This is a genomic window from Prosthecochloris marina (assembly GCF_003182595.1).
GTDB classification, from domain to species: Bacteria; Bacteroidota; Chlorobiia; order Chlorobiales; family Chlorobiaceae; genus Prosthecochloris; species Prosthecochloris marina.
In genome coordinates this window covers 81,344-104,742 of record NZ_PDNZ01000005.1, presented here as the reverse complement: position 1 = coordinate 104,742, position 23,399 = coordinate 81,344, and the positions used below count along the sequence as shown (strand labels likewise).

At 46.5% G+C, this 23,399-nt stretch carries 25 protein-coding genes; 4 read left to right on the top strand and 21 right to left on the bottom strand.

Going from position 1 to position 23,399, the window contains the following annotated elements; translation table 11 throughout:
* Position 1: 1 nt before the first annotated feature.
* The 7 genes from CR164_RS08200 to CR164_RS08175 all read right to left on the bottom strand — a co-directional run bounded on the left by CR164_RS08200 (position 2) and on the right by CR164_RS08175 (position 4,531).
* Positions 2-592 carry a methyltransferase family protein gene (locus CR164_RS08200; protein ID WP_110023441.1) on the bottom strand — a complete coding sequence of 197 codons (591 nt, stop codon included), beginning with the start codon at positions 590-592 and terminating at the stop codon, positions 2-4.
* A gap of 116 nt (positions 593-708) precedes the next feature.
* Positions 709-1,506, bottom strand: a complete 798-nt coding sequence (locus CR164_RS08195; RefSeq protein WP_239994510.1) for a 4Fe-4S binding protein — start codon at positions 1,504-1,506, stop codon at positions 709-711.
* Positions 1,507-1,539: 33 nt separating this feature from the next.
* Positions 1,540-1,755, bottom strand: coding sequence for a 4Fe-4S binding protein (locus CR164_RS13205; RefSeq protein WP_239994509.1), 216 nt, complete (start codon positions 1,753-1,755; stop codon positions 1,540-1,542).
* Positions 1,756-1,821: 66 nt separating this feature from the next.
* Entirely contained in the window at positions 1,822-2,286 is a 465-nt protein-coding gene (locus CR164_RS08190) for a c-type cytochrome (RefSeq protein ID WP_110023440.1), read from the bottom strand.
* Positions 2,287-2,306: 20 nt separating this feature from the next.
* Positions 2,307-2,456, bottom strand: a complete 150-nt coding sequence (locus CR164_RS08185; protein WP_110023439.1) for a cbb3-type cytochrome c oxidase subunit 3 — start codon at positions 2,454-2,456, stop codon at positions 2,307-2,309.
* Positions 2,453-3,124, bottom strand: a complete 672-nt coding sequence (gene ccoO, locus CR164_RS08180) for a cytochrome-c oxidase, cbb3-type subunit II (RefSeq protein WP_110023438.1) — start codon at positions 3,122-3,124, stop codon at positions 2,453-2,455. The genes CR164_RS08185 and ccoO overlap by 4 nt, the downstream gene beginning before the upstream one ends.
* Positions 3,125-4,531: a cbb3-type cytochrome c oxidase subunit I gene (locus CR164_RS08175; protein ID WP_110023437.1), complete on the bottom strand. Its 1,407-nt coding sequence runs from the start codon at positions 4,529-4,531 to the stop codon at positions 3,125-3,127.
* Between the two features lie 149 nt (positions 4,532-4,680).
* Between CR164_RS08175 and CR164_RS08170 the strand changes: the two genes are divergently transcribed.
* A complete protein-coding gene (locus tag CR164_RS08170; protein ID WP_110023620.1) occupies positions 4,681-5,187 on the top strand; it encodes an SRPBCC family protein in 507 nt (168 codons plus the stop codon).
* Here the strand turns inward: CR164_RS08170 and trxA are convergent.
* Complete coding sequence (trxA, locus tag CR164_RS08165; protein ID WP_110023436.1) at positions 5,168-5,479, bottom strand: thioredoxin; 312 nt, start codon at positions 5,477-5,479, stop codon at positions 5,168-5,170. The two genes, CR164_RS08170 and trxA, sit on opposite strands and share 20 nt — an antisense overlap.
* A gap of 451 nt (positions 5,480-5,930) precedes the next feature.
* Here trxA and CR164_RS08160 point away from each other — a divergent pair, with 451 nt between their 5' ends.
* Positions 5,931-6,380, top strand: coding sequence for a 6-carboxytetrahydropterin synthase (locus tag CR164_RS08160; protein ID WP_110023619.1), 450 nt, complete (start codon positions 5,931-5,933; stop codon positions 6,378-6,380).
* Positions 6,340-7,011 (top strand): GTP cyclohydrolase I FolE, encoded by a 672-nt coding sequence (gene folE, locus CR164_RS08155; RefSeq protein WP_110023435.1) that lies wholly within the window; start codon positions 6,340-6,342, stop codon positions 7,009-7,011. The genes CR164_RS08160 and folE overlap by 41 nt, the downstream gene beginning before the upstream one ends.
* Here folE and CR164_RS08150 read toward each other — a convergent pair.
* The 4 genes from CR164_RS08150 to CR164_RS08135 all read right to left on the bottom strand — a co-directional run bounded on the left by CR164_RS08150 (position 7,001) and on the right by CR164_RS08135 (position 11,236).
* Positions 7,001-7,471 (bottom strand): HyaD/HybD family hydrogenase maturation endopeptidase, encoded by a 471-nt coding sequence (locus CR164_RS08150; RefSeq protein ID WP_110023434.1) that lies wholly within the window; start codon positions 7,469-7,471, stop codon positions 7,001-7,003. The genes folE and CR164_RS08150 overlap by 11 nt on opposite strands.
* A 195-nt stretch (positions 7,472-7,666) precedes the next feature.
* Positions 7,667-8,356, bottom strand: coding sequence for a Ni/Fe-hydrogenase, b-type cytochrome subunit (gene cybH, locus CR164_RS08145; protein WP_110023433.1), 690 nt, complete (start codon positions 8,354-8,356; stop codon positions 7,667-7,669).
* 12 nt (positions 8,357-8,368) lie between these two features.
* Complete coding sequence (locus CR164_RS08140) at positions 8,369-10,087, bottom strand: nickel-dependent hydrogenase large subunit (RefSeq protein ID WP_110023432.1); 1,719 nt, start codon at positions 10,085-10,087, stop codon at positions 8,369-8,371.
* Between the two features lie 60 nt (positions 10,088-10,147).
* Positions 10,148-11,236 carry a hydrogenase small subunit gene (locus tag CR164_RS08135; protein ID WP_110023431.1) on the bottom strand — a complete coding sequence of 363 codons (1,089 nt, stop codon included), beginning with the start codon at positions 11,234-11,236 and terminating at the stop codon, positions 10,148-10,150.
* A gap of 522 nt (positions 11,237-11,758) precedes the next feature.
* Between CR164_RS08135 and CR164_RS08130 the strand changes: the two genes are divergently transcribed.
* Complete coding sequence (locus tag CR164_RS08130; RefSeq protein ID WP_110023430.1) at positions 11,759-13,162, top strand: nicotinate-nucleotide adenylyltransferase; 1,404 nt, start codon at positions 11,759-11,761, stop codon at positions 13,160-13,162.
* A gap of 113 nt (positions 13,163-13,275) precedes the next feature.
* Here CR164_RS08130 and CR164_RS08125 read toward each other — a convergent pair whose 3' ends face one another.
* The 9 genes from CR164_RS08125 to CR164_RS08085 all read right to left on the bottom strand — a co-directional run bounded on the left by CR164_RS08125 (position 13,276) and on the right by CR164_RS08085 (position 23,398).
* A complete protein-coding gene (locus CR164_RS08125; RefSeq protein ID WP_110023429.1) occupies positions 13,276-14,811 on the bottom strand; it encodes an NADH-quinone oxidoreductase subunit N in 1,536 nt (511 codons plus the stop codon).
* Between the two features lie 84 nt (positions 14,812-14,895).
* On the bottom strand, positions 14,896-16,533 hold the full coding sequence (locus CR164_RS08120; RefSeq protein WP_110023428.1) for a complex I subunit 4 family protein: 1,638 nt from the start codon (positions 16,531-16,533) through the stop codon (positions 14,896-14,898).
* Positions 16,534-16,586: 53 nt separating this feature from the next.
* Positions 16,587-18,935 carry an NADH-quinone oxidoreductase subunit L gene (gene nuoL / locus CR164_RS08115; protein WP_110023427.1) on the bottom strand — a complete coding sequence of 783 codons (2,349 nt, stop codon included), beginning with the start codon at positions 18,933-18,935 and terminating at the stop codon, positions 16,587-16,589.
* A gap of 52 nt (positions 18,936-18,987) precedes the next feature.
* Positions 18,988-19,305 carry an NADH-quinone oxidoreductase subunit NuoK gene (nuoK, locus tag CR164_RS08110; protein WP_110023426.1) on the bottom strand — a complete coding sequence of 106 codons (318 nt, stop codon included), beginning with the start codon at positions 19,303-19,305 and terminating at the stop codon, positions 18,988-18,990.
* Positions 19,306-19,311: 6 nt separating this feature from the next.
* Complete coding sequence (locus tag CR164_RS08105; protein WP_110023425.1) at positions 19,312-19,836, bottom strand: NADH-quinone oxidoreductase subunit J family protein; 525 nt, start codon at positions 19,834-19,836, stop codon at positions 19,312-19,314.
* Between the two features lie 32 nt (positions 19,837-19,868).
* Positions 19,869-20,498, bottom strand: coding sequence for a 4Fe-4S binding protein (locus CR164_RS08100; protein WP_110023424.1), 630 nt, complete (start codon positions 20,496-20,498; stop codon positions 19,869-19,871).
* A 15-nt stretch (positions 20,499-20,513) separates the two neighbouring features.
* Positions 20,514-21,632, bottom strand: a complete 1,119-nt coding sequence (nuoH, locus tag CR164_RS08095; RefSeq protein WP_161953506.1) for an NADH-quinone oxidoreductase subunit NuoH — start codon at positions 21,630-21,632, stop codon at positions 20,514-20,516.
* Entirely contained in the window at positions 21,629-22,831 is a 1,203-nt protein-coding gene (locus tag CR164_RS08090) for an NADH-quinone oxidoreductase subunit D (protein ID WP_110023423.1), read from the bottom strand. The genes nuoH and CR164_RS08090 overlap by 4 nt, the downstream gene beginning before the upstream one ends.
* A gap of 39 nt (positions 22,832-22,870) precedes the next feature.
* A complete protein-coding gene (locus tag CR164_RS08085) occupies positions 22,871-23,398 on the bottom strand; it encodes an NADH-quinone oxidoreductase subunit C (protein WP_110023422.1) in 528 nt (175 codons plus the stop codon).
* Position 23,399: the final 1 nt, after the last annotated feature.

Genomic DNA, 23,399 nt, shown 5'->3' with positions numbered 1-23,399 from the left:
TTTAGCTTCCGATCTTGGGAAACCAAAACCCGGTTTTTTGACGATATTCCTCATAGGCTTCACCATAACGGATAAGCAGATCCTGTTCTTCGGCAACACACATGTAGTACCATACCGGGACATAAACAAATGAAAATAAAACCAGGAAAGGTGAATGTGCCAGGAATGCAAGCACCCACCACAGAGGAAATTCACCTACAGCCTGGGGATGACGAATCCTTGTGTAGATACCTCCGTACATCGTATGCTCACGTTTAGGCGTCATGGTTTCTTCCCCCGCGTCTTTGGCACCTCGAATCATCAGATACAATGAAGGGATGGCAATGAATAAAGCGATGATTGCCGACACCCGCCATGACCAAGAGAAAGTTCGCGGTAACGGCAGCTGCAGCGGAAACCAGTAGTACAACATGTAGTTCACTGCAACGATCATCATAAAAAACGACGAGATAACACGATAGTTGGCACACCTTTGATATGCCGAAGGCCCGATTCGTTTCTCCAAAGATGCCGGACTGACGCTCTTCACGTAAAAGCTAAGAAACAACAAAGATGAAATGACAAGAATGCCAAAATTAAACCCGGCAACCATAAAGCAGCCTCCATATTTATTAACACGAAACGCCTCAAACCAGGCGTTATCCTAAAGAAAACCTAAAAACTCAGGAATTACTCTACTACTTGACACGAGTCAACGATTCAACAACCCTACAAAAATCCCGCTTTTTGCTCAATCGTCAGTCCGTCATCCTTAATCTTGAACAAAACCTCGTTTTTCCCACCCTCGGACCTGATGAGCACTTTTCCTTTCTTGAACGAAAAGGGTTCAACCAACAGCCTTGTTTCTCCGATAATCAGAAAACCACTCTGGACGGAAAGATCGAATTGCTTTGAACTGCCGCTGTTGTTGTACAGCGTCCAGGAATAACGATTGATTCCCTGAGGCAGCCGTTCGGGATCCCTGCTCACCAAAAATGATACTTCAGGCCTCGCATATACCATAATGGCAAGAATCAATCCTGAAAGAAATGTCGCTGCTCCAAGCCAATACGATTTGGGACGAAGGATGTTACCACTGTATCCTGGGAAGGGTTTCATATTCCTTTTTTCCGTCACTGCGGCGCAGGCGTCGATGCATTCTGCACAGGCGATACAGTCGGTTTTCAATCCTTCTTTTATATCGATATCCACCGGACAGGCTTTGACGCAATCATCACATTTCATACATTCGCTCTCCCTTGCCCTGTCATATTCGATCACAAGAGTATTCTTATCGAAAAGCGCATTCTGCATCATCGCATAAGGACAGATAGTGGTGCAGAACCTGCGTCCCATAAAGACAAGTTCCGCATAGATCACTCCCCATTGTACGAGAAAAAAACCGGTAATGACGGCATCGGAAAACAGCGACTGCATCGTTTTCAGCGGAGGCACGAAATACCAGAGTACGGTTAACGATACCATCGCAGAAAACGGCAGAAGCACAATGCGCTGAACCGTTTCCACCGGTAATCCTCTGAAAATTCTCGCAATACGTATCTACAGGTCGAGAAGAACAGTCTGCGGACAAAGCCAGCCGCACCAGACACGCCCGAATACAGCCGTTACCGACGTGATGAAAAGAAGGAAAAAAAGAATCGCGAAAAGGACCAGATAGAGTTCATTTACCCAGATAACCGAACCGAAAAAGTAAAGTTTCAGCTCCGCAATATCGAAACGCAGAGCGCTCTGCCCGTTTATAACAAGAAAAGGCAAGCCGGTAACGAAAATGGCCTGCAGAATCTCAACCGCCTATCTGTATTTGCGCCACAAAACGTTCTTTTACTTCCTGAGGGTTTCAAGAAAGGCTATCAGTTTACGTATTTTGGTATCGTTGAGCTGCTGCTTGAAAGGAGGCATTCCGCCTTCTCGTCCTTCCGCGATCGATTCATACAGATCTTTTTCTGAGGTGCCGAATTTGAGATCACCGGTGAGATTGCTACCGATTCCACCTGTTCCATCAGCATTGTGACAAACTGCACAGCTCGAAGCATAGATTTCCCCCCCCTCTGTAATAGCAACTTCATCTCCGCGGTAAGATGCTTTTGCTTCACGTTGCACATCGGTTAACAAAGCTTGAGCTTCCGATACCCTTTTTTCAAAAATTTTATAATACGACCACCCGGAAATGCCAGGCGTATACAGAACGACGTACACAACAACAAAAACAATGCAAAAAACAAAAAAAGCGGTCATACCCCTTGGCACCTTATTATTGCTTTCCGTCGGATTGTCATGATCGTTCATGGAAACCTCCTGTGCTGATTTTAGCGGCCCTCATCATCATCCAGCATTCTGTGTTTCGGAGCCTCAACCTCTTTTTTACGCCGTGGGTTATAGTAATAGATTATGATAAATACCAAGACAACAACCAGTGAAATCGTGAAGAGAATGTATGCCAATACCGCAAAATTCACTTTTCTGCCTCCAGTTTTTTTACATCCCTGCCCAGTTTTTGCATATACGCTATGATCGCATCCATCTCTGTCAGCTCAGCCTGCAACCCTTCAGGGGTAACTTCCTCTCTTGCTTCTTTTGAGTCATAAGAGTGATCGGTGACTTTTGCTTTATACTCTTCTATCTGAAGAGCAACTTCTTCCGGAGTATACCCATAGCCGAGAATTGAAATTTTTTTTACGGTGTAACGGGTATCCAGCTTGTTTTCCGCCAACCACGCATAGGGCGGCATGTTCGATTTTTCAAACATGCTTTGTGGGCGTTGCATATGCTTGTAATGCCATGAATCCGGATATTTCCCCCCCACCCGGTTAAGATCAGGTCCTGTGCGACGAGATCCCCAGAGAAACGGACGATCGTAGGCGAACTCCTCCGGCTTGGAGTATTCCCCGTATCGCAGCACTTCTGTTCTGAGTGGACGAACAGTCTGGGTATGACAGTTGTTACAGCCTTCGCGTATGTAGATATCCCTGCCTTCAAGCTCAATGGCGGTGTAAGGAGTGACATAGTCGCTCACCGGCTGCGTCGACGGCATGAGTAACGGTATGAAAACCGTGACCACCGTACCAACGAGAATCACTACAGCCGAAAGGATGGCAAAAACAGCCGGTTTTGAATAAACACTCATCTACATGCCCTCCTTTTTCTGTTCATAGGCTTTTTGTGGCGTTCTTATCGTCATGAAAATGTTCCACGCAAACAGAATGATGCCCATAAAGTAAACAATGCCCGCTGCGAACCGGATTTTATAGTAGGGATAAAGCGAAGCAATGGAGTCGAGGAAACTATACGTCAGTGAACCGTCTGCATCGGTAGCTTTCCACATGGCGCCCTGCTGAATACCAGCAATCCACATGGTAATCGTCCAGATGAGTTGACCGACAAGAATAAGCCAGAAGTGAACGTTGGCAATCCTGATACTGTATAAACCGGTTCCGGTGATTTTTGGGATCATGTAATAAAAAGCCGCCGAAATAGTCATGGTCACCCAGCCCATTGTTCCCATATGCACATGGCCGATAACCCAGTCGGTATAATGAAAGAAAGCATTCAGCGTTCTCAGTCCCTGAACCGGTCCCTGTATGGTCTGTAAACCGTAAAAAGTGATACCGACAATAAAAAACTTCACGAGGTAGTTGGAGCGCATCTGTTCCCAATTTCCCCGGAGCGTATAGTATCCGTTGACCACGGAACCCCAGGACGGGGCTATCAGGAAAATGCTGAATGCAATGGCAACAGTCTGAATCCATTCAGGCAACGGTGTCAGCATGAGATGGTGCGCACCCGTCCAGAGATAAGCAAAAATCAGCGACCAGAAAGAGATAATCGACAAACGGTGACTGAAAAGAGGAAGCCCGGATGAGACCGGCAGGAAGTAGTAGAACATTGCAAGAATCGGAACGGTAAAAATAAAACCGACGATATTGTGGCCGTACCACCACTGCACATTTGCATCGTTCACACCTGCATAGAGCGAATAGGATTTGAACCAGTTTACCGGTACCTCGAGGTTGTTGACAATATATAGGATGGCAATCGTTACGGTCATGGCAATGATGTACCACAGCGAAACATACATCTGCTTTTCCTGTCTTTTCGCCAGCGTTGCGAAAACATTGACCGCAAAAACCACCCACATGACTACCACTGCGATATCCAGCGGCCATTCGAGTTCTGCATACTCTTTGGTTGTGTTCATCCCTGCAAAAAGACTCAGTGCAGCTAACGCAATGATGATATTGAATAAGTAGAGGTGTACTTTGGCTAAACCGGGAAAAGCAAGCGGTGTTCGCGTAAGTTTTTGAAGAATATAGTAGGTGGTGGCAAAAATACCGGCCAAACCAAAGCCAAGCCCCAAACCGTTGGTATGCACGACCCTCAAACGCCCGAAACTCAGCCATGGAGTAAGATTGAGTGCCGGATTGAACATTTCAAAAGCTATCCAGAGACCCACAATCAAACCGACTATCAGCCAGAATAACGCAGAAAACGTAAATCCGCGTACAATTTGGTAATCATAACCGCTTTCTTTCATACCGGTCTCTCCAAAGTCATGTTAGATAGTTGGCGATAAGTCTCTTTTGAACTCTTTTGAAAAACCCCAATACATCGGTTTTGGAAGATCGAAATAGAATCACATATCTTTACTCAAACATCCTTTCTGTTTATTTTATCCATGAGCTTATGCCTTTTAGAGTGACAATCAACATTTGCAGGACCTTCGACACTACAGCTTCTTCCGAAACGGTTTTCAATCTTCTTTCCGACGTTGCAAAATCAGGTTCTTTTTTCCCAAAAGTCGAGAAACTGGCTGACCTTGGCGACAATATCTGGCAGTGGGAAATGGAACGTATCGGCATTGGAGAACATACGCTACAACAATCCATCTATGCCTGCAAATACAAAGCTTATCAAGAACGAAAAACAGTCACCTGGACACCTGTCAAAGAAATCGGCAACGCTATTGTCAGCGGAAAATGGGAAATCATCCCAATACAACAAGGAAGCAAAGCAACATTGCAATCTCTCGGCACTATTACCGTTAACATGCCCGGTTTCCTGGAATTGTTTCTTTCCCCGTTGATAAGGTTAGAGTTTGAAAGCCTTGTCGATCAGTACATAACGAACCTTGCAAAGGAATTTGAACAACCTGGAAACCCCAGCCCTCCTTCTACTCTCCCAGAGACTTGATCACCTCTGCTCGAATATGTTCATAGGGCAACGCACCTGTCGCTCTCCATTTGATCATACCTTTGTCAAAGAGCATTAAGGCAGGAATACCTTGTACCTGATATTTTGCAGCTACTTCCGGTTGCTCATCAACGTTGATTTTTACAACAGTCAATGTTTCATGAAACTCTTCGGCAAGCCTTTTGATCATGGGTGAAACGGTAGTACACGGCCCGCACCATGCTGCCCAGAAATCTACAAAAACCGGTTTTTTGCTTTCCTGTATAAGCTGATCAAATGATTTTTTTGCCATAACCCAAAGTATTGTTGCAGATTGTGTGTGCCATTTTTGAGGTTATAATACTTTTTTTCGCAAATTCATTCCCGAAGCCAACTACTCTTCGACATAATCCCCTCTTAAAATCGATGCATTATAGCTATCGAAGCTATTGTGGACACCTCTATTAATTGTCATGAGCGATTCAAATGCAAGGCGAACGGAACGCAGAAACTGAGTGTACGTAGAGTACATGAAGATTTCGAACACCGCCCAACGATGCAATTGAACTGCCGAATAAATAAGCAGAGGTGTCTTTAGTATTTCCTCGGAACTGAAACTTATAAACTGAGGCACAAGTTTACTCTTCGTAAACAACTATCATGAAAATTCAGATTGGTTCTTCTTTCAGTAACCCTCAATCAAAACACACGATCGACCCCACAAGATACTCTTTTTTTACCTCGTTTTTTTTACTTTACGAATGATGAATGATATTCTACAGAAACCCAGAAAAGTTTACGTTACACGAACCATCGAGTTCAACGCTGCTCACCGGTTGTACAGCACTGACCTTTCTGACGATGAAAACCGTGAAATCTACGGCAAATGCAGCAATACCTATGGTCATGGTCATAACTATGAACTTGAAATAACTGTTAGCGGATTTGTCGACCGTACTACTGGATTTCTGCTCGACATGAAAGAGTTGAAAAAAATCCTCGAAAAAGAGATCATGAACCGGTTCGATCACAAACATCTCAACTTCGATGTTGAAGAACTCAGAGACACGGTTCCGAGTACCGAAATACTTGCCGTTACGGTATGGGACATTTTAACAACAGCATTGCAAAGCTATATTAACAAGGGAATAACCCTTCACGAAGTCAAAATCCATGAAACAAGAAAAAACTCCGTCAGATACCTTGGTGAATGAACCTCCATCATATTCCGGATACAGCTCATGCGCCGATGATGAGTGTTTCGACGATATTCGTAACATCGATACAGAAGCCATTTCCGGTATATCCAACGCAGTCTACAGCATGATTGAAGGCATCGGAGAAGATCCCGAACGGGAAGGGCTCTTGAAAACACCGGAAAGAGTAGCACGAGCAATGCGTTTCCTTACAAAAGGTTACCGGCAGAACCCGGTAGAGATGCTGCAAAAAGCTGTCTTTACTGAATCTTATGATGAAATGGTGCTTGTCAAGGATATTGAACTTTTTTCAATGTGCGAACATCACATGCTGCCATTCTTCGGGAAGGCTCATGTCGCTTATATTCCGAATGGAAAAATAGTCGGCATTTCCAAACTTGCGCGGGTTGTCGAGGTGTATGCACGCCGCCTGCAGGTACAGGAACGCCTCACACAACAGGTAAGAGATATCATTCAGGATGTCCTGAATCCAAGAGGTGTAGGTGTTGTCATCGAGGCAAAACATATGTGTATGGTTATGAGAGGAGTCGAAAAGCAGAATTCAACCACAACAACCTCTGCCATGTCAGGAGAGTTTCTTTCTTCTCAGTCAACGAGAAGCGAGTTTCTGCGTTTGATCAACCGCTGAGAACGCTGTTGAGCATCTTCTTTCCTTCATCAACAGCTTCCACAAGCAGTTTTTCAACACCTTCGCTTATCCCGCTGCCGAGACGAAGATCTCTCGGCGGCACTCCTATCAAAACAACCTTTTGCGGCACTTTACCATGAAGGCTCGCAATAGAGAGAAGTTCGCTGAGTCCCATCTGGTGTGATGACATTTTACGATGGATAAACGCAGGCAATTCATCATCGGCATAGACATAAACCCGCTTGTCGAAATCGGAAGGAATTATAGCATCATAAATCAGGACCATATCAGCCGACTCGATATAGTCAAGCAGGTATATACCTTGTGTTCCTCCATCGATGAACTGAACACTATCGGTTAATTCCGGACACTCCTTTTCGAGTCGCCTGACCGCTTCTACCCCGAATCCCTCGTCACCAAACAGAATATTGCCGAGACCGACGACATTGATTTTTTTCATATGGGACTTCTCAGGTAAATAATAGGATAATTAGTCATGCCGCACAATGTGCGGCCTCCATGCAAAATTTCAATAGTTGCCGTGGATCTCTGGGTAAGACCTGTGAAAAAATTGTTTTGGGTTTCACAGGCCAGGCCCGAAAATGGCAGAAAGAAAAGATGATTTGACCGATTACTGTTAAAACCATTGCTCTCCTTAATCTAATGACGGTTCGTCCTCCACTTTGTGCTTATACCCTGTAATTATCGATGACGTAACACTGGTATTATCCACGACATCGTGGCGAAAAACAGCATACAGATGAAGGATAACGTAAAATGGAAAAATCCAGGCTACACTGTGATGAACAATGTGCAGGTTATAACTGCTGCCGAACAAGGGAATCAGCCAGCCAAACAGGGTATCGGTAAACCCTCCGGGATTGTTCTCCCCATACATCGCAAGACCGGTAACGATCATGAAAAGCGACCCAAGAAAAATGAAAATGAAATAGGACATTGCAGCTACCGGGTTATGGCCGATATATCTCGGTTCGTCCGATCGTAAGAAAAGATAAGAGGCCATCTGTTCTCTGAAAGGCTTACCCCACCATTTCGGCGACCATGGCCTGAAACCGGCAAAACGTGCATACTTATCATGCCCGAACAGCGCCCAGTACATGCGGAAAAGATAATTCGCAATAAAGATAAATGCCGCTGCAAAGTGCACGAAACGAAATATGGACATCTGCTTGAACCAAACCGCCTCACCGATGGGGGGATTGAGATACGGAGAGGCGATGTAAAGGCCTGATACAAGCAAAACTGTAATGCAAAGGGCATTGATCCAGTGATACATCCTTACCGGTAACTTCCATACATATATTTCCTCGATAATTCTGCCCATGATTCCCTCCCTCTAAACGATGGTGACCTTGGTTATTTCTTTTCCGTTCATGTCAAAAACATGAGAAGCACAAGCAAGACACGGATCGAAAGAATGAACAGTTCTGAGTATTTCAAGAGGCTGTTCTGGATCAGCCATAGGTGTTCCGGCGAGAGCCGATTCGTAAGCGCCGACAGCTCCGTTTGCATCACGCGGTGAAGCGTTCCATGTTGAAGGAACAACAATCTGGTAATCCTCTATCTTGCCGTCTTTTATATGAATCCAATGCCCAAGCGCACCACGTGGGGCTTCTGTATATCCAAACCCTTTAGCTTCTTTCGGCCAACGAGACGGATCCCACAACTCAGTATTTGCAGTTCTCAGATCACCTGTCTTGACATTGTCGACAAGTTGATTGTAGTAATGCATCATAAACCCGGCGGTCTGAAGGCACTCGATACCACGTGCAGCCGTTCTTCCCAGTGTGGAAAACAAGGCTTCCGGACCAACCTCGAGCTTGCCGAGAACCATGTCAACGGTCTCCGTGATCATTGGATCACCTTTTGCATAGGCCAACAAAACTCTTGCAAGCGGCCCAACCTCCATAGGGTTGTCTTTCCACCGAGGGGTTTTCAGCCAGCTGTATTTCTTGTCTGTATCGAGATATTCAAACGGAGGTTTAGGACCGGTATACTTAGGATTTGTCTCCCCTTCCCAGGGATGAAGCCCCTTGTCATCTCCATTGCTGTAGGTGTACCAACTATGGCTTACCTCTTCGGTAACCTGGTTCAGATCCCGGGGATCAACCTCGTAAATCGTCGATAGGTCCTTGTTGAGAATCGCACCTTTCGGCCATAACAGTGACGCTGCATCATCGACACTTTTTTCTGGAAAATCCCCATAGCAGAGGTAGTTGCCAAGCCCGCCCCCGTAAAGCCAGTCCTTGTAAAAACCGGCAATAGCGATCAGATCAGGAATATAGACCTGCTCGATAAAAACCTTTGTATCCTCAATGATCTTCTTTACCATGCTGAGGATCTCGATATTGATCGCCGTATTCCTGTTAGGGTCGATTGCGCAGGCCATGCCGCCGACAAGATAGTTCGGGTGTGGATTCTTTCCCCCAAAAACGGTATGGATCTTGACAATCTCTTTCTGAAAATCAAGCGCCTCGAGATAATGAGCAACAGCTATAAGGTTGACCTCAGGTGGCAACTTGTAGGCCGGATGTCCCCAATATCCGTTGGAAAAAATCCCCAACTGCCCGCTTTCGACAAAACCGGTAAGTTTCTGTTGCAGGTCTTTGAAATAGCCGGGTGAAGACTTGGGCCAGGAGGAAAGGCTCTGTGCTATACGGGATGCTTCTTTGGGATCGGCCTTGAGCGCACTGACAACATCAACCCAATCCAGGGCGTGGAGATGATAAAAATGCACCAGATGATCCTGGGTCTGCTGGGTAGCGTTCATGAGGTTCCTGATAATCCTTGCATTCCTGGGTATTTCTATACCAAGGGCATCTTCCACGCACCTGACCGACGCAAGCGCATGAACCGTCGTACAGACACCACAGATACGCTCTGCAAAAGCCCAGGCATCACGGGGGTCCCGGCCTTTGAGTATAATTTCAATACCACGCCACATGGTACCGCTGCTGTAAGCATCTTCAATGACATTGTTATCCCCGAGTTTTGCCTCTATACGCAAATGTCCCTCAATTCTGGGAATTGGATCGACAACGATTTTTTTCGCCATAATACGTTTCTCCTGTTACTTGCGAACACAACGATTCATGTTTTCCGTGACTCGATCTCCTTACCCCTCGAGTTGATCGTTCTCATCACCTGTTTTTTTCTTTCTTATTGCCGTTACAGCAGCATGAGCCGCCGCACCTGCTGCAGCTGCGCCAACGGCTACGACGCCAATCTTGTCGGCATTCATATCGGTACCGAGAAACGATACATCGGCAAGCCTTGTATAAAACGGTCCATCATCCCAGTACCCTGGTGCTGCACAGCCAAAACAAGGATGCCCTGAACCGATCGGGAAGCTGATTCCTTCATTCCATTCTGTTTTCGAACAGGCATTGTACGTTGTCGGTCCTTTACAACCCATTTTGTAAAGGCACCATCCCTTTCTTGTGGATTCATCATCGAAGTCCCTGACAAACATTCCTGCATCATAAAAAGCTCTGCGGTAACACTTGTCATGGATTCTTGTACCGTAGAAGGCTCTCGGCCGTCTCATCCGGTCAAGCTCGGGAAGAGTACCGAAGGTGTGATAATGTGTAATAACACCGGTCATTACTTCAGCGATAGGAGGACAACCGGGAACATTGACAAGCGGCTTGTCTGTGATAAGTTCCGAAACAGGAACGGCACCGGTAGGATTGGGGGCTGCATTCTGAACGCAACCAAACGTAGCACATGCACCCCACGCAATAACCGCAGCTGCATCAGCAGCTGTCTCTTTCAGAACGTTCAGATAAGAATCCCCGGCAACAAGACAGTAGACTCCGTCGTCCTTTGTAGGAGCATTTCCTTCACAGGCCAGAATGTACTTGCCCTTGTACTCTCTCATGATCTTTCTGCGCACCTCTTCCAACTGATGCCCCGCTGCTGCGCTCAACGTATCGTCATAATCGAGTGAAATCATATTTAAAATAATATCGGCCATGACAGGATGAGAAGACCTGATAAACGACTCCGTACAGCAGGTGCATTCAAGCCCATGAAGCCAGATAACCGGCGTTCTTGGATTTGTCTCCATAGCATGGATGATTTTTGGCAGAAGAGAAGGCGCAAGCCCCAGAGATACCGAGGTAAGTCCGCAGAACTTCAAAAAATCACGACGGCTTATCCCTCGTGATTTGAAAATCTCTGCATAAGTAGGTTGTTTATCCATTGAAACCTCCTGATTACCGAAACAGCACAAGAACAAACAGCACCGTTCGATATGTTGACATAAGACACCACTATTACTATGCAGCGCGTCATGATTACTTCATTGACCGGTGCAGAAAATCCTCATGTACCCTGTGTACACTCCGGTTTCAGCGTTCCGCATGCATCATACTCATGCCGCTCGCGACAATTTTTTGTGGAGCCCATAACTTCCGAAGAGATTATGAAACAAAACCAGAAGAAATTTAACAATTGTTTAAAACAAAACATAACAAACAACGCCTCTCTTTAATACACGCAAGCACTTTACTATTCATAACAAAACCAATAAAAAATTTAATTATTAAGGAAAAAACGGCTCAGCAAAACAATAATTAAACAAATAATCTTTTTACATTAAAATCACTCACAGCATTGATATTTTCACAGGAACTTCCATATCCTCTCAGGGCTTGTTAGAGTAAGTACCTTTGCGGACAAGGCAGTCCCCTCAACAAGAATCACTGCAAAACCGAGAAAAGATATGTCACCCCATAATGTTTTATCCCCTCGTCAAAAAGCCCTGCAAATCAATCTGGATGAGACCATCTATGGCAGTTTTGCAGAAATCGGTGCCGGTCAGGAAGTAGCGCGTCATTTCTTTCAGGCCGGAGGAGCTGCAGGTACCATTGCACGTACCATGTCAGCCTATGATATGATCATGTCCGATGCAATGTATGGAGAAACCGGCCGCTATGTAAGCGAAGAACGATTGATCAGCATGTTGAAGACAGAATGTTCAACGCTAATGCAACGCCTTGACCTCGAACGGGGAGAAAGCTCTCGTTTCTTCACCTATGCAAATACAGTAACCGCAAAAGGATACCGCGGTGCAGGAAATTACCATGGCTGGACCGGAATAAAATTCCAGCAAAACCCGGGAGAAGAACCGAGTCAGGTTGTTATCCATATCAAGCTTCTGGATAACCAAAACCTTTTCCAGCAGGAAGCTATCGGAACATTTGGTGTCAACCTGATCCACAGCTGTTATTACGCAAACGACAGCATGGAACACTTTGTTCGCTCTTTGATGGACAATCTTACAAACGAACGTATACTGATCGATGCAATCAAGGTTACCGGTCCGGCTTTTCGTCATATGGATGACCGCCTTCTGAGTCTCGAGCTGGTCAATAACTGCTTCACCGATGTCATTATGTTCAATGATAAGGGGAAAGTGGTGCAACATTCCGAAGAACTCTACAAGAAAAACATTGTTGCACTACGCGGCAGTTTCCGTCCGCCAACATTGTTAAACATGGAAATGCTTCAAAAAGGAGCGGAACAGTTCAGAAACAATCTGCCAGAAGATGAGGGAGAAAATATCATGACCCTCGCTGAAATCTCCATGAACCGGTTGATCGAGCGAGGATCTATCGACAGCGCAGACTTCCTGGCCCGTATCGATATGCTGACATCCATCAATCAGCCGGTACTGATTTCACACTTTCAGCATTTCCATACCTTAAGCCATTACTTGTCGGACGTCTGCAGGCGCCGTGTAGCATTTGCCGCGAGAGTCCACAATCTGCAGGATATTTTCGATGAAGAGAACTACAAAAATCTGGATGGAGGATTTCTGGAAGCGTTTGGAACGATGTTCGGCAAGAACACCCAGATTTATGTCTATCCGGAGAAAGCCGATGATGAAGATATGCTGCTTGCTTCAGACTCGGTCACTCTTTCAGCCCATGTAAAACCACTTATGGAATATTTTAAAAACCACAATTTCATTCAGGACATCAAAAACTTCAACCCGAACGTAGCAAACATCTGGTCACGTAAGGTTGTAGAAAAAATCGAGGCCGGTGATTCAACCTGGGAAGAAATGGTTCCCGCCTCAGTTGCCGAAGCGGTCAAAAAATCCAACCTCTTCCGCTCAAATTAAAAACGATAAAAAACAATTTTCACCAACCACCTATCGTTAACAGTTCTCTATTTCACTGGGCGCTCAGGTGGAAAGGACGGCTTTACTCCCGGGCCCCCATATGATGAAAACCATCAATACAACTGGTTGCCGAAGAGCGTAACCGCGAAATGGGCTAGATCGGACAATGGAGTGAAGAAAATACCGAAGTACAGTGTCAGCAGCATGAGACATGCCGTTACCAGCCTGGGAAGCAAACCGGTCTTGATGGTATCGGGAAGCGGTTGCTTCGATTCACGCAGGTACATGTTCAGCGGAATCAACATGTAGTAATACAGAGAAATAACGCTGGTAAGAATACCGATGAGAGCAAGCCAGACAAAAACCGAACCTTTTGCGAGAAGTGCAGAAAAAATCATCAGCTTTCCAATGAAACCTACAGTTGGTGGAAGCCCGACCAGAGAAATCAAAAACACGGTCATAGCCGCACCGGTAAGAGGCATTCTCCGGCCTAGACCACGATAGTCCTCGATGTTCTCGCTTCCGGTTTTGTTCGCGATAATAACAGCGACAAGAAAAGCGCCGAAATTCATGAAGAGATAGGAAAGCATGTAGAACAAGGTAGCCTGTGTTCCCAGTTCATCCATGACGATGATGCCCAGGAGAATGTAGCCAGCATGAGCGATCGAAGAGTATGCAAGCAATCTTTTGACATTTTTCTGCCAGAGAGCGACAACGTTACCGTAAATCATTGAAGCTACCGACAGGATCATCAGCAGCATCAGCCATTCGGAACCCGGTGTGAACGCAACTGCTTCGGTACCGTGAGGAACCGCCACATAGAAAAACCTGATAAGCAATGCAAATCCGGCTGCCTTGGAAGCGACAGACAGTAAAGCGGTAACCGGAATAGGTGCACCCTCGTATACGTCAGGGCTCCAGAAATGAAACGGGACTGCACCGACCTTGTATCCGATACCGGTAAGAATCATGATCGAAGCAATCATAAATGTTACCGGATCATACCCCCTCGCAATCAGTACGCTGCTGATTTCAGAGATATTGGTTTCCCCGGTAAGACCATAGAGTATTGAAAAGCCATAGATCATCAAGCCCGAAGATACTGCACCATAAACAAGGTATTTCAACGACGCTTCAGTTGAACGTTGTTCACGCTTCAAATAGCCGGTCAAAACGTACGCGGAAAAGCTGACAAGCTCCATCGAAACGAATATCATCACCAGATCTGTCGACGATGCCATCATCACCATACCTATCACCATGCCGACAACAAGAACATAATACTCCCCAACCCCTGAAGCCCGGTTGTTAAGCTCATCCGAGGACATCGAAAGAAAAACGGTCAGAATACCAGAAAGCACGAAAAAATACTTGAAAAAGATCGCGAACTCATCGATGACATACATACCGAAAAAGATCTCTTGCCCGGCCATTGTATGCTGCTGCCAAATAAACCAGAGACTACCAGCGAGGCCTACCAGTGATGTAATCGAAAGCAGATGATGCTTTTTCGGTCTGAAAATCAGATCGACCAGAATCAGCACAAGAAAAAGGGCTGACAAGTATATTTCGGGTAGATAATATGCTGCACTGGACTTCAGAGTCGTAATGATCGCCTGAATTTCAGCACCGGATGGTAGCTCGTACATATTATTGACGTGAATGTTCTAAAAAACGTTATTCGTAGTTGTTTATTCCGGCATCCTGTTTCTTCATTACAGCTTCCGCCCAAATCAGTTCAAAGCTGTCAATACGACCGGTGACAATACCTCGACAAGCTTGTTGATGCTTGTGGTTATCATACCGAGAACCGGCATCGGATAAATGCCGAGGAAAATGACAATGACCGTAAGAGGAACAAGCATGGCAAGCTCCCTTCCGTCAAGGTCGTTCTTGCCTTTCCAGTCATGGAAATGGATCTGATCGTTACCATCGGCATCCTTGTGCAGCTCGTAAACCGCATCGGGTCTCCGTTTTCCAAGAAACACCCTCTGCAGAGACCATAGCAGATAGACGGCACCGAACAGAATGCCCAATGCGGAAACAATAGCGACATACCTTATAAGCTCGGAACTGAACGCCCCGACAAAGACCAAAACCTCGGAGATAAACCCACTGAGCCCCGGAAGACCAAGCGATGCAAACCATGCAACGGTAACGATCCCGGCATAGACCGGCATGTAAGAGGCAAGACCGCCAAACTTTTCGATCTGGCGAGTATGTGCACGGTCATAGATAACACCGACAAGAAGAAAAAGCATCGCGGTAATGGTACCATGATTGAACATTTGATACAATGCACCGGTCATGCCTTCTGTATTGTTGGCTGCAAGCCCCAGCAGCACATATCCCATATGACTGATCGACGAGTACGCAACGAGTTTCTTGAGATCCGACTGTGCCAGTGCACAAAATGCACCGTAAAGAATATTGATCGCTCCGAACACAGCGATAACATAGAGTGATGCCTGAAACACCTCAGGGAAAAGTGGGAAGTTTATCCTCATCATACCGTAGGTACCGAGCTTCAGAAGGACACCTGCCAGAATCACCGAAATCGGTGTAGGCGCCTCGACGTGAGCATCCGGAAGCCAGGTATGGAACGGGAACATAGGCACCTTGATGGCAAAACCGATAAACAGCACAATGAATGCAGCATAACGCCACACAACACTTTCCGGTCCGAAAATAGAACCGGGAAGATAGTTCTCCTGACTTGCCATTGCAACGATGCTGAACGTATGATTACCGGTGGCAGGATCGATAACGCTGAAATACAGTCCGATCATGACCAGCAACATGAAAACGGAACCGAAAAGCGTATAAAGGAAAAACTTGATGGCTGCGTATTCCCTGTTCGGACCGCCCCAGATGCCGATGAGAAAATACATCGGCAGAAGCATGAGTTCCCAGAACACATAAAACAGAAAGAAGTCAAGGGCCACGAAACACCCCATCATCGCCGTGCTCAGAAGGTTGAACAGAATGAAGTAACCTTTCACCTGTTTCTGTATAGTCCAACTGGACAAAACAGCAATAATGGAAATGAGCGCGGTGAGAATAACCATCGTAATTGAAAGTCCGTCTACACCGAGGAAATACTCGATATTCAAAGTACCGAAGTTACCGAGGTCCAAAGTAATCCAGGTAAGCCTTTCGACAAACTGGAATGCACCATCGAGCGAACCGTCAGCAGCAGCGGTGATACCCGGAAGAGAGGGATCATAGCCTTGCCAGATGAGAACAGCGAGAACACCCTGTATGAGAGCTGCAAGCAATGTTACGATCCTGATGATCTGCTTTTGTGATGACGGCACTGCAAGAATTATCAGGCCGGCTATGATGGGCAGAAAAACAATTAAACTCAGCATCTTCAGTTATCTGTTAGTTTCAGATTAAATAAAAACCTCTCTTCGCCTATGAGCTAAGACATTACCTGTAAAAAGTAGTACACGATATATCCCGTAACGGCCACAAGGACCATGACAAGATAGGTCTGTACTTTTCCGGTCTGGATTTTTTTCATTGCCGCCCCTGATGTTTGAATGAAAAAGGCAGTGAAGTTTACCAGACCGTCAACAACATATCGGTCGAAATTACCGCTAGCGGTTCCTAACCTTCTCACCAATGCGCCAAGCCCGTTCACGATACCATCGACGATATTGCTGTCGAACCAGGCCAGCAGTTTCGATATGAGCAATGACCCTTTGATAAACGTCGCATCATATATTTCATCCCAGTACCACTTATTGAACGAATAGAGATACAGCGGTCTGATACGCTGCGCCGTTTTTTCCGGGTCGATGAACCTAAAAGCGTAAACAATCAAAGCAAGCCCTATGCCGAGCGCAACCATGATGCTCGAATACATGATGGCAGGATCATGGTTTTCATGCGTGGCATGAGCAATCGCCGCTTGGCGGGGATCACTGAAAACCGGCCCATGATGCTCTTCTCCCTGATGTCCGTCGTGTTCCGCATTATGTGAAACTGCATGCTCCTCAGCGGCAACATGGGCGGCTGTGGTTGAATGATCACTGCCCAGGTTCTCGTTATGCTCTGGATCAGGAGTGTTTTCAATAGCAGCGAGGTCCCCTATATGAAGATCCGCTTCTGGCTCTTCTATCCCGGGCTCATGCTGAACGTCCGATACTGGATGAGCACTCATGTTTTCACTCACCATGCCTGCGGTAACAACGGTTTCCGGAGTTTGCACCAGATGCATGAACCAGCCTTTGCCACCATCGAGAGGATCCGGAGAGTAAACCGCAAAAATCGATAAGGCTGCCAGAACAACGAGGGGCATTCTCATCGCCCATGGTACTTCATGAACCTCATGGTGACCGTGCTCATCATGTCCGTGATGGTCGTCATGTCCGCCGGCAGGCTTGAGATGAGTTCTGCTTTCTCCGAAGAATACCAGCCAAATCTGACGGCCCATGTAGAACGCCGTGAGCATTGCAGAGAAAAACCCGAGAATCGGTATCAGGTAGTATATGCCGCCACCTTCAACTTCAGCAAACCCAAGCGCACCGGCAAGAATGGCATCCTTGCTCATAAAACCGCTGGTAAGTGGCAGACCGGCAAGAGCAAGAGTTGCAAGAGTGAACGTTACAAAAGTCCATGGCATTTTCTTGCTCAGCCCCCCCATCCATCTCATGTCCTGCTCGTGATGCATCGCATGGATAATGGCGCCTGAACCGAGAAAGAGACATGCCTTGAAAAACGCATGGGTAAGAAGGTGGAAAAGAGCTGCGGAGTAGGCGCCGACACCCAGTCCGAGGACCATATATCCAAGCTGTGAAACCGTCGAGTATGCCAGAACGCGCTTGATATCATGCTGTGTAATGGCAATCGTGGCTGCCATAAAAGCGGTAATTGCACCGATGAATGCTATGACATGGAGTGCATCCACCGTGAGAATAACAAAGATCCTCGCAACGAAATACACGCCGGCTGCAACCATGGTTGCAGCATGAATAAGAGCTGAGACCGGAGTCGGGCCTTCCATCGCATCGGGAAGCCAGACATGCAGCGGAAACTGTGCAGATTTACCGACACATCCCATGAAAAGAAGAATACCGGCAGCTGTCAGCCAGGCCTGGGACATGTGAAAATCACCGGCCTTGATATGTTCGTAAATCTCTTCGTATCCGAATGTATGAAACTGTGAATAGAGAATAAGAATACCCAGCAACATACCGATATCACCCACACGGTTGGTGAGAAATGCCTTCTTCTGAGCATCTGCCGCACTGTCTTTTTCAAAAAAGAAACCAATAAGCAGATAAGAGGATAGTCCGACAAGTTCCCAGAAAATATAGATGGAAAACAGGCTGTCCGAAAGCACGATGCCGAGCATCGAAAAAGTGAAGATACCGAGATATGCGAAGTAACGTCCGTAATATTTATCTCCGGTCATATAACCGGTTGAATAAATGTGCACAAGCAAACTGATAAGCGAAACCATCGCAAGCATGATTGCCGTCAGGTTATCGATCAGTATCCCCATTTTGATTTTTAAGGGGCCAACTCCCGGCACATTCCCAAAATCGATCCAGTTAAAATTCCAGGTAAGTTTGAATGCAGGATCGTAACCGACGACAATGACATTCCAAAAAATCCATGCGGAAATGGCAAATGTCGCCCCGAGCATACCAACAGCCAAAAAGTCACCGTTTCGCGGCAAACGTCGATTGAAAAATATCAACAGTACAAACGAAAGCAGCGGAAGCAGCAGTACGATTATTGATAACTGGATTAGGTTGTGCATATCTTTTTAGGCTTTACAGAAAAACAATAGAACCAGATTCCCTTGTTATAACTTACTCTTTCAGTGAATCAATACTGGATAAGTCCACAGTATTGAACGTTTTATAAATATTGATGACAATCGCCAAAGCAATTGCAGCCTCCGCCGCAGCAAGAACAATCACAAAGAGACTGAACATAACGCCTTCCATTCCTCCATTGTATTTGGAAAAAGCAAGCAGATTGATGTTAGCCGCATTAAGGATCAATTCAACTCCCATAAGCACGACAATGGCATTCTTGCGGGTAACGATTGCGAACAGACCCAGCCCGAAAAGTATTGCCGATATGACGAGATAGTGATTAAGCCCTATTGTGTTGAAAAAATCCATGAGAATCTACTTTTCATTCATTTTTCGGGGATTATCGAACCTGGCAAGAAATGCTGCTCCGATAAGAGCGAGTAGCAGGAGAATCGAAGCCATTTCAAAAGGTAGAACATATCGTGACATGGTTTCGAAACCGATCTTTTCCACGACACTTCCCTGCAACTGGTCAACCGTTGTGTACCAGTCCGCTCTTGTCAAAAAGGTATAGATAAGCCCACCTGTTATGGTAATCAGCAAAAGAATACCGGGCACAACGTTGAGAACCTCGGTCTTCAGGTTGGTCACCATGATCTTGTTGGTGAACATGACACCGAAAAGCAGCAGCACCAGAATCCCCCCGACATACACGATGATCTGGGTCACAGCAATAAAATCGGCACTGAGAAAAACATAAAGAGCCGCCACGCCGAAAAAAGTAAACAGCAGAGAAAATGCCGAGTAGACGACATTTTTTGAAAAAACCACAAAAGCAGCTGAAAAGACCGTTATTGCGGCGAACAAATAAAAAATTACAGTATAGGTCGTATTCGTCATGTGTTATACACCCATTAGTGTTTAAACTGTGCCTATGAAGAACCTTTTTCAGGTTCAGATTTCGGTGCAGGTTTCGGCTTGGGCTTCGGCTTCGGTGCCGGTGCCGCTTTTTTCTCTTCTTCGAGCTTCTTGCGTTTCGCTTCGGCTTCCAGTTTTGTCAGGTTACCGAAATGATAGATCATGTCTTCCCGTCTGAATACGGAAAAATCGCTTACTTGTGTATGATAAAGACATTCAGTAGGGCAAACGGCAGAGCAGATACCGCATGTCATACACTGTGCGACATCGATATCGAAAACAGGTACCCAGAACCGCTTTTGCTGACCACCCGAAGTTTTACCGCAAACAGCAAGATCATCCTTGGTTACCTTGATGGTCTCGATGGTAATACAATCGATCGGGCATGCCCGTGCACATTGGTTGCATCCAATGCAGTCATCGATCTCGTTGTAGAGCCTGTAATGACCTATTTTGGGAGTTGGAACCGCTTCTCTCGGATATTGGAGTGTCACCAGACCATCAACCTGATTGAAGTAGTTTTCTTCATCGATACCGGCATCGCCTTTACGCCTGACTGCATTGAAAAAATGGCGCAGGGTGATCCCCATACCGGTGAGAATGGTTGTGATACTGCTGCCTATATCCCTGAAATACTCACTCATGTTTATCTCTGAATCCTATTTGACATAAATCTCCCAGACTGCAATCAGCACAAATGCCACAAAAGCGAACGGTGTGAGCACTTTCCAGCAAAGATGCATGAGCTGATCTACTCTGAGCCTTGGAAGCGTCCACCTCAACCACATCTGGATGAAGATGAAAAAGAACCCCTTCATCACGATCCAGAACGCCCCCCAGACAGGGCCGGTCGTCCAGTCATTGAGCAACAGAGGACCGATATTCGGCAACGGTGAATTCCAGCCACCGAGAAAAACGATCGAAATGATCGCTGACACCATGAACATGCTGGCGTACTCCGCAAGAAAAATAACGGCAAATTTCATCCCTGTATACTCGGTGAAATACCCGGCCACAAGCTCTGATTCAGCTTCGGGAATATCGAATGGAGCACGATTCGTTTCTGCAAGCGATGCGATGAAATAAATAATGAACGGCAGCCATGCGATAGGGTTCTGAAACAAAAAGAAGTGCAGAAAACCGTACTCACCCTGCTGAAGCAGGTTGAATTGCTGCATGCTCAATGTACCGGCCATCATGGCACCGCATAAAATGGCGATTGCCGCCGGAATCTCGTAACTGACAATCTGGGCGACACTGCGGATAGCACCGTAAAGCGCCCATTTGTTGTTGGAACCCCAACCTGCTGCCAGAATACCGACAACCTCCAGAGCGACAATACCTATTGCATAGAACAACCCGACATTCAGATCGGCACCGATGAAAGAAGGCCCGAAAGGCAAAACCGCAAAAGCGAGAAAAGAGCCGACAAACAACACGCCCGGCCCGATCACAAACAAAAACTTGTCCGCCGACTTGTTGACGATATCCTCTTTCTGGAGCAGTTTGAGAATATCGGCAAGTGTCTGTAAGATTCCCCATTTACCGACTTCCATCGGGCCGAGCCGGTCCTGCATGAACGCCGATATCTTTCGCTCTCCGTACACACCATAGGTAAGTGCGTAAATCGCTATAAATACGAGCGGCACAGCAGCTATGATGAGAAGCCCGAGAGGCAGTCCGAACAGATACAGTTCGGAAAGAGCATCGGACCAGGCATTAAGGCTTGTACTCATAACAAAAGGAAAACTGTTTGGCAGAAAGGATCCGGTACTCATCGGTCAACCTCCCCGAGCACAATATCGATGCTTCCTATGATTGAGACGAGATCCGGAATAAGCTGCCCGAGAGAAAGCTCTTTCATGGCAGACAGATTGACGTAACAGGATGAACGGGCCTTGCAGCGAAGTGGTTTGGTGGATTTTCCATCACTCTGGATATAGAATCCAAGTTCACCACGCGGATTTTCAGCACGGCCATAGACTTCACCTGCCTTTGGCCTGATGCGTTTCGGAATGGCCGCTCTCGGATCAAAACCCTCCTCCTCAGGCATCTTTTCAAGGCACTGCTCGATGATGTTGATACTCTCTTCCATCTCCATCGCCCTGACAAGGTGGCGGGAAAGACAGTCACCGATGTCCGAAAATTTGCCGTCAGGCACACAAACCTTGAAATCGAGTTCGGGATAAACGGAATACCCGTCCTCTCTTCTGAGATCCCATTCTACGGCTGAACCTCGCAGCATGGGACCCGACCAGCCATAGTTGATCGCAACATCCGCAGGCATTATACCGATGCCTTTCGTGCGTTTAACAAAAATCTCGTTTTCAGTCAGGAGCTTCTGCAATTCGACAGCTTTCGGCCTGAAATAGGTCACGAACTCAAGCGCGCGCTTTTTGAATCCCTGGGGAAAATCGTGAGCGACTCCACCGATCAAAATGTAGTTGTACAACATTCTCGCACCGGAAGCCCATTCGAGAAGGTTCAGAATATGTTCCCGGTCACGGAAACAGAACAGAAACGGTGTGAACGCGCCAAGGTCGATAGCATAGGTGCCGATAGCGACAAGATGAGAAGCAATCCTGTTGAACTCCGAAACAATGACGCGGATAAACTCGACACGCCTCGGAATCTCGATATCGAGAAGCTTTTCAACGGCAATGCAGAAAGCAAAATCATTGTTCATCGATGCCAGATAGTCCATGCGGTCGACAAACGGCACAATTCCCGGATAATCCACCATTTCCGCATGTTTCTCGAAACAGCGGTGCAGATACCCCAAATAAGGTTCTGCCTCTATAACAACCTCTCCATCCGTCTTACATTCAAGCCGAAGCACACCGTGCGTTGAAGGGTGCTGGGGACCCATATTGAGGATCATCTCCTCGCTCGAGAGGTCCTTTTCGATTATCACCCGGTTGTCACCTTTCGGTGTAACCCTGACTGATGAATGTTCCGCCTTTCCCAACTCCTGCATCTGTAATGCTTTTACAATTAATACGTCTGCTTCGTTTCGTTAATCCGGTACTTTGATTCCGTGATATGTCTCCTGAACCTGATAGTCCTTTCGAAGAGGGTAACCCTCCCAATCTTCCGGGCAGAGGATCCGTCTGAGATCCGGATGACCGCTGAATATCATACCGTACATGTCAAACGCCTCCCTTTCATGCCAGTCAGCTGTTTTCCATACTTTCGAGACAGAGGGGATAGTCCCTCCGTTACGATCGCATTTGACTTTTACGGCGATTTTGTGACCATGCTGTCCCAGCGACTCGAGGTTGCAGACGATACCCAGCTTTCCTTCTTCCGGATAATCCACCCCTGAAAGGCATGCCATATAATTGAAACGCAGGCTCGGGTCGTCACGCATAAAAAGAGCGATATTCCTCCAAAGTTCCACCTGTTCTATTTCGAAAAACGGCATGTAAGGATTGTCATCCAGCTCGGAGACAGCGTTTCCGAATTTCTCCCGGACAACCTGCCATGCTGCTTTCGCGGCAACGACCTCGGGTGACTCCACTGTATTTTCCTGACTCTCTCCCATC

Bases quoted from the DNA above. Each gene is read 5' to 3' on its own strand.
- CR164_RS08160 (WP_110023619.1), top strand. From the start codon at position 5,931: ATGAATGATATTCTACAGAAACCCAGAAAAGTTTACGTTACACGAACC.
- CR164_RS08135 (WP_110023431.1), bottom strand. From the start codon at position 11,236: ATGGATAAACAACCTACTTATGCAGAGATTTTCAAATCACGAGGGATA.
- CR164_RS08200 (WP_110023441.1), bottom strand. From the start codon at position 592: ATGGTTGCCGGGTTTAATTTTGGCATTCTTGTCATTTCATCTTTGTTG.
- CR164_RS08100 (WP_110023424.1), bottom strand. From the start codon at position 20,498: ATGAGTGAGTATTTCAGGGATATAGGCAGCAGTATCACAACCATTCTC.
- CR164_RS08150 (WP_110023434.1), bottom strand. From the start codon at position 7,471: ATGAAAAAAATCAATGTCGTCGGTCTCGGCAATATTCTGTTTGGTGAC.
- CR164_RS08130 (WP_110023430.1), top strand. From the start codon at position 11,759: ATGTCACCCCATAATGTTTTATCCCCTCGTCAAAAAGCCCTGCAAATC.
- folE (WP_110023435.1), top strand. From the start codon at position 6,340: ATGAAACAAGAAAAAACTCCGTCAGATACCTTGGTGAATGAACCTCCA.
- CR164_RS08120 (WP_110023428.1), bottom strand. From the start codon at position 16,533: ATGCTGAGTTTAATTGTTTTTCTGCCCATCATAGCCGGCCTGATAATT.
- CR164_RS08190 (WP_110023440.1), bottom strand. From the start codon at position 2,286: ATGAACGATCATGACAATCCGACGGAAAGCAATAATAAGGTGCCAAGG.
- ccoO (WP_110023438.1), bottom strand. From the start codon at position 3,124: ATGAGTGTTTATTCAAAACCGGCTGTTTTTGCCATCCTTTCGGCTGTA.
- CR164_RS08085 (WP_110023422.1), bottom strand. From the start codon at position 23,398: ATGGGAGAGAGTCAGGAAAATACAGTGGAGTCACCCGAGGTCGTTGCC.
- nuoH (WP_161953506.1), bottom strand. From the start codon at position 21,632: ATGAGTACCGGATCCTTTCTGCCAAACAGTTTTCCTTTTGTTATGAGT.
- CR164_RS08140 (WP_110023432.1), bottom strand. From the start codon at position 10,087: ATGGCGAAAAAAATCGTTGTCGATCCAATTCCCAGAATTGAGGGACAT.
- CR164_RS08105 (WP_110023425.1), bottom strand. From the start codon at position 19,836: ATGACGAATACGACCTATACTGTAATTTTTTATTTGTTCGCCGCAATA.
- trxA (WP_110023436.1), bottom strand. From the start codon at position 5,479: ATGGCAAAAAAATCATTTGATCAGCTTATACAGGAAAGCAAAAAACCG.
- cybH (WP_110023433.1), bottom strand. From the start codon at position 8,356: ATGGGCAGAATTATCGAGGAAATATATGTATGGAAGTTACCGGTAAGG.
- CR164_RS08170 (WP_110023620.1), top strand. From the start codon at position 4,681: ATGCCTTTTAGAGTGACAATCAACATTTGCAGGACCTTCGACACTACA.
- CR164_RS08175 (WP_110023437.1), bottom strand. From the start codon at position 4,531: ATGAAAGAAAGCGGTTATGATTACCAAATTGTACGCGGATTTACGTTT.
- CR164_RS08090 (WP_110023423.1), bottom strand. From the start codon at position 22,831: ATGCAGGAGTTGGGAAAGGCGGAACATTCATCAGTCAGGGTTACACCG.
- nuoL (WP_110023427.1), bottom strand. From the start codon at position 18,935: ATGCACAACCTAATCCAGTTATCAATAATCGTACTGCTGCTTCCGCTG.
- nuoK (WP_110023426.1), bottom strand. From the start codon at position 19,305: ATGGATTTTTTCAACACAATAGGGCTTAATCACTATCTCGTCATATCG.
- CR164_RS08125 (WP_110023429.1), bottom strand. From the start codon at position 14,811: ATGTACGAGCTACCATCCGGTGCTGAAATTCAGGCGATCATTACGACT.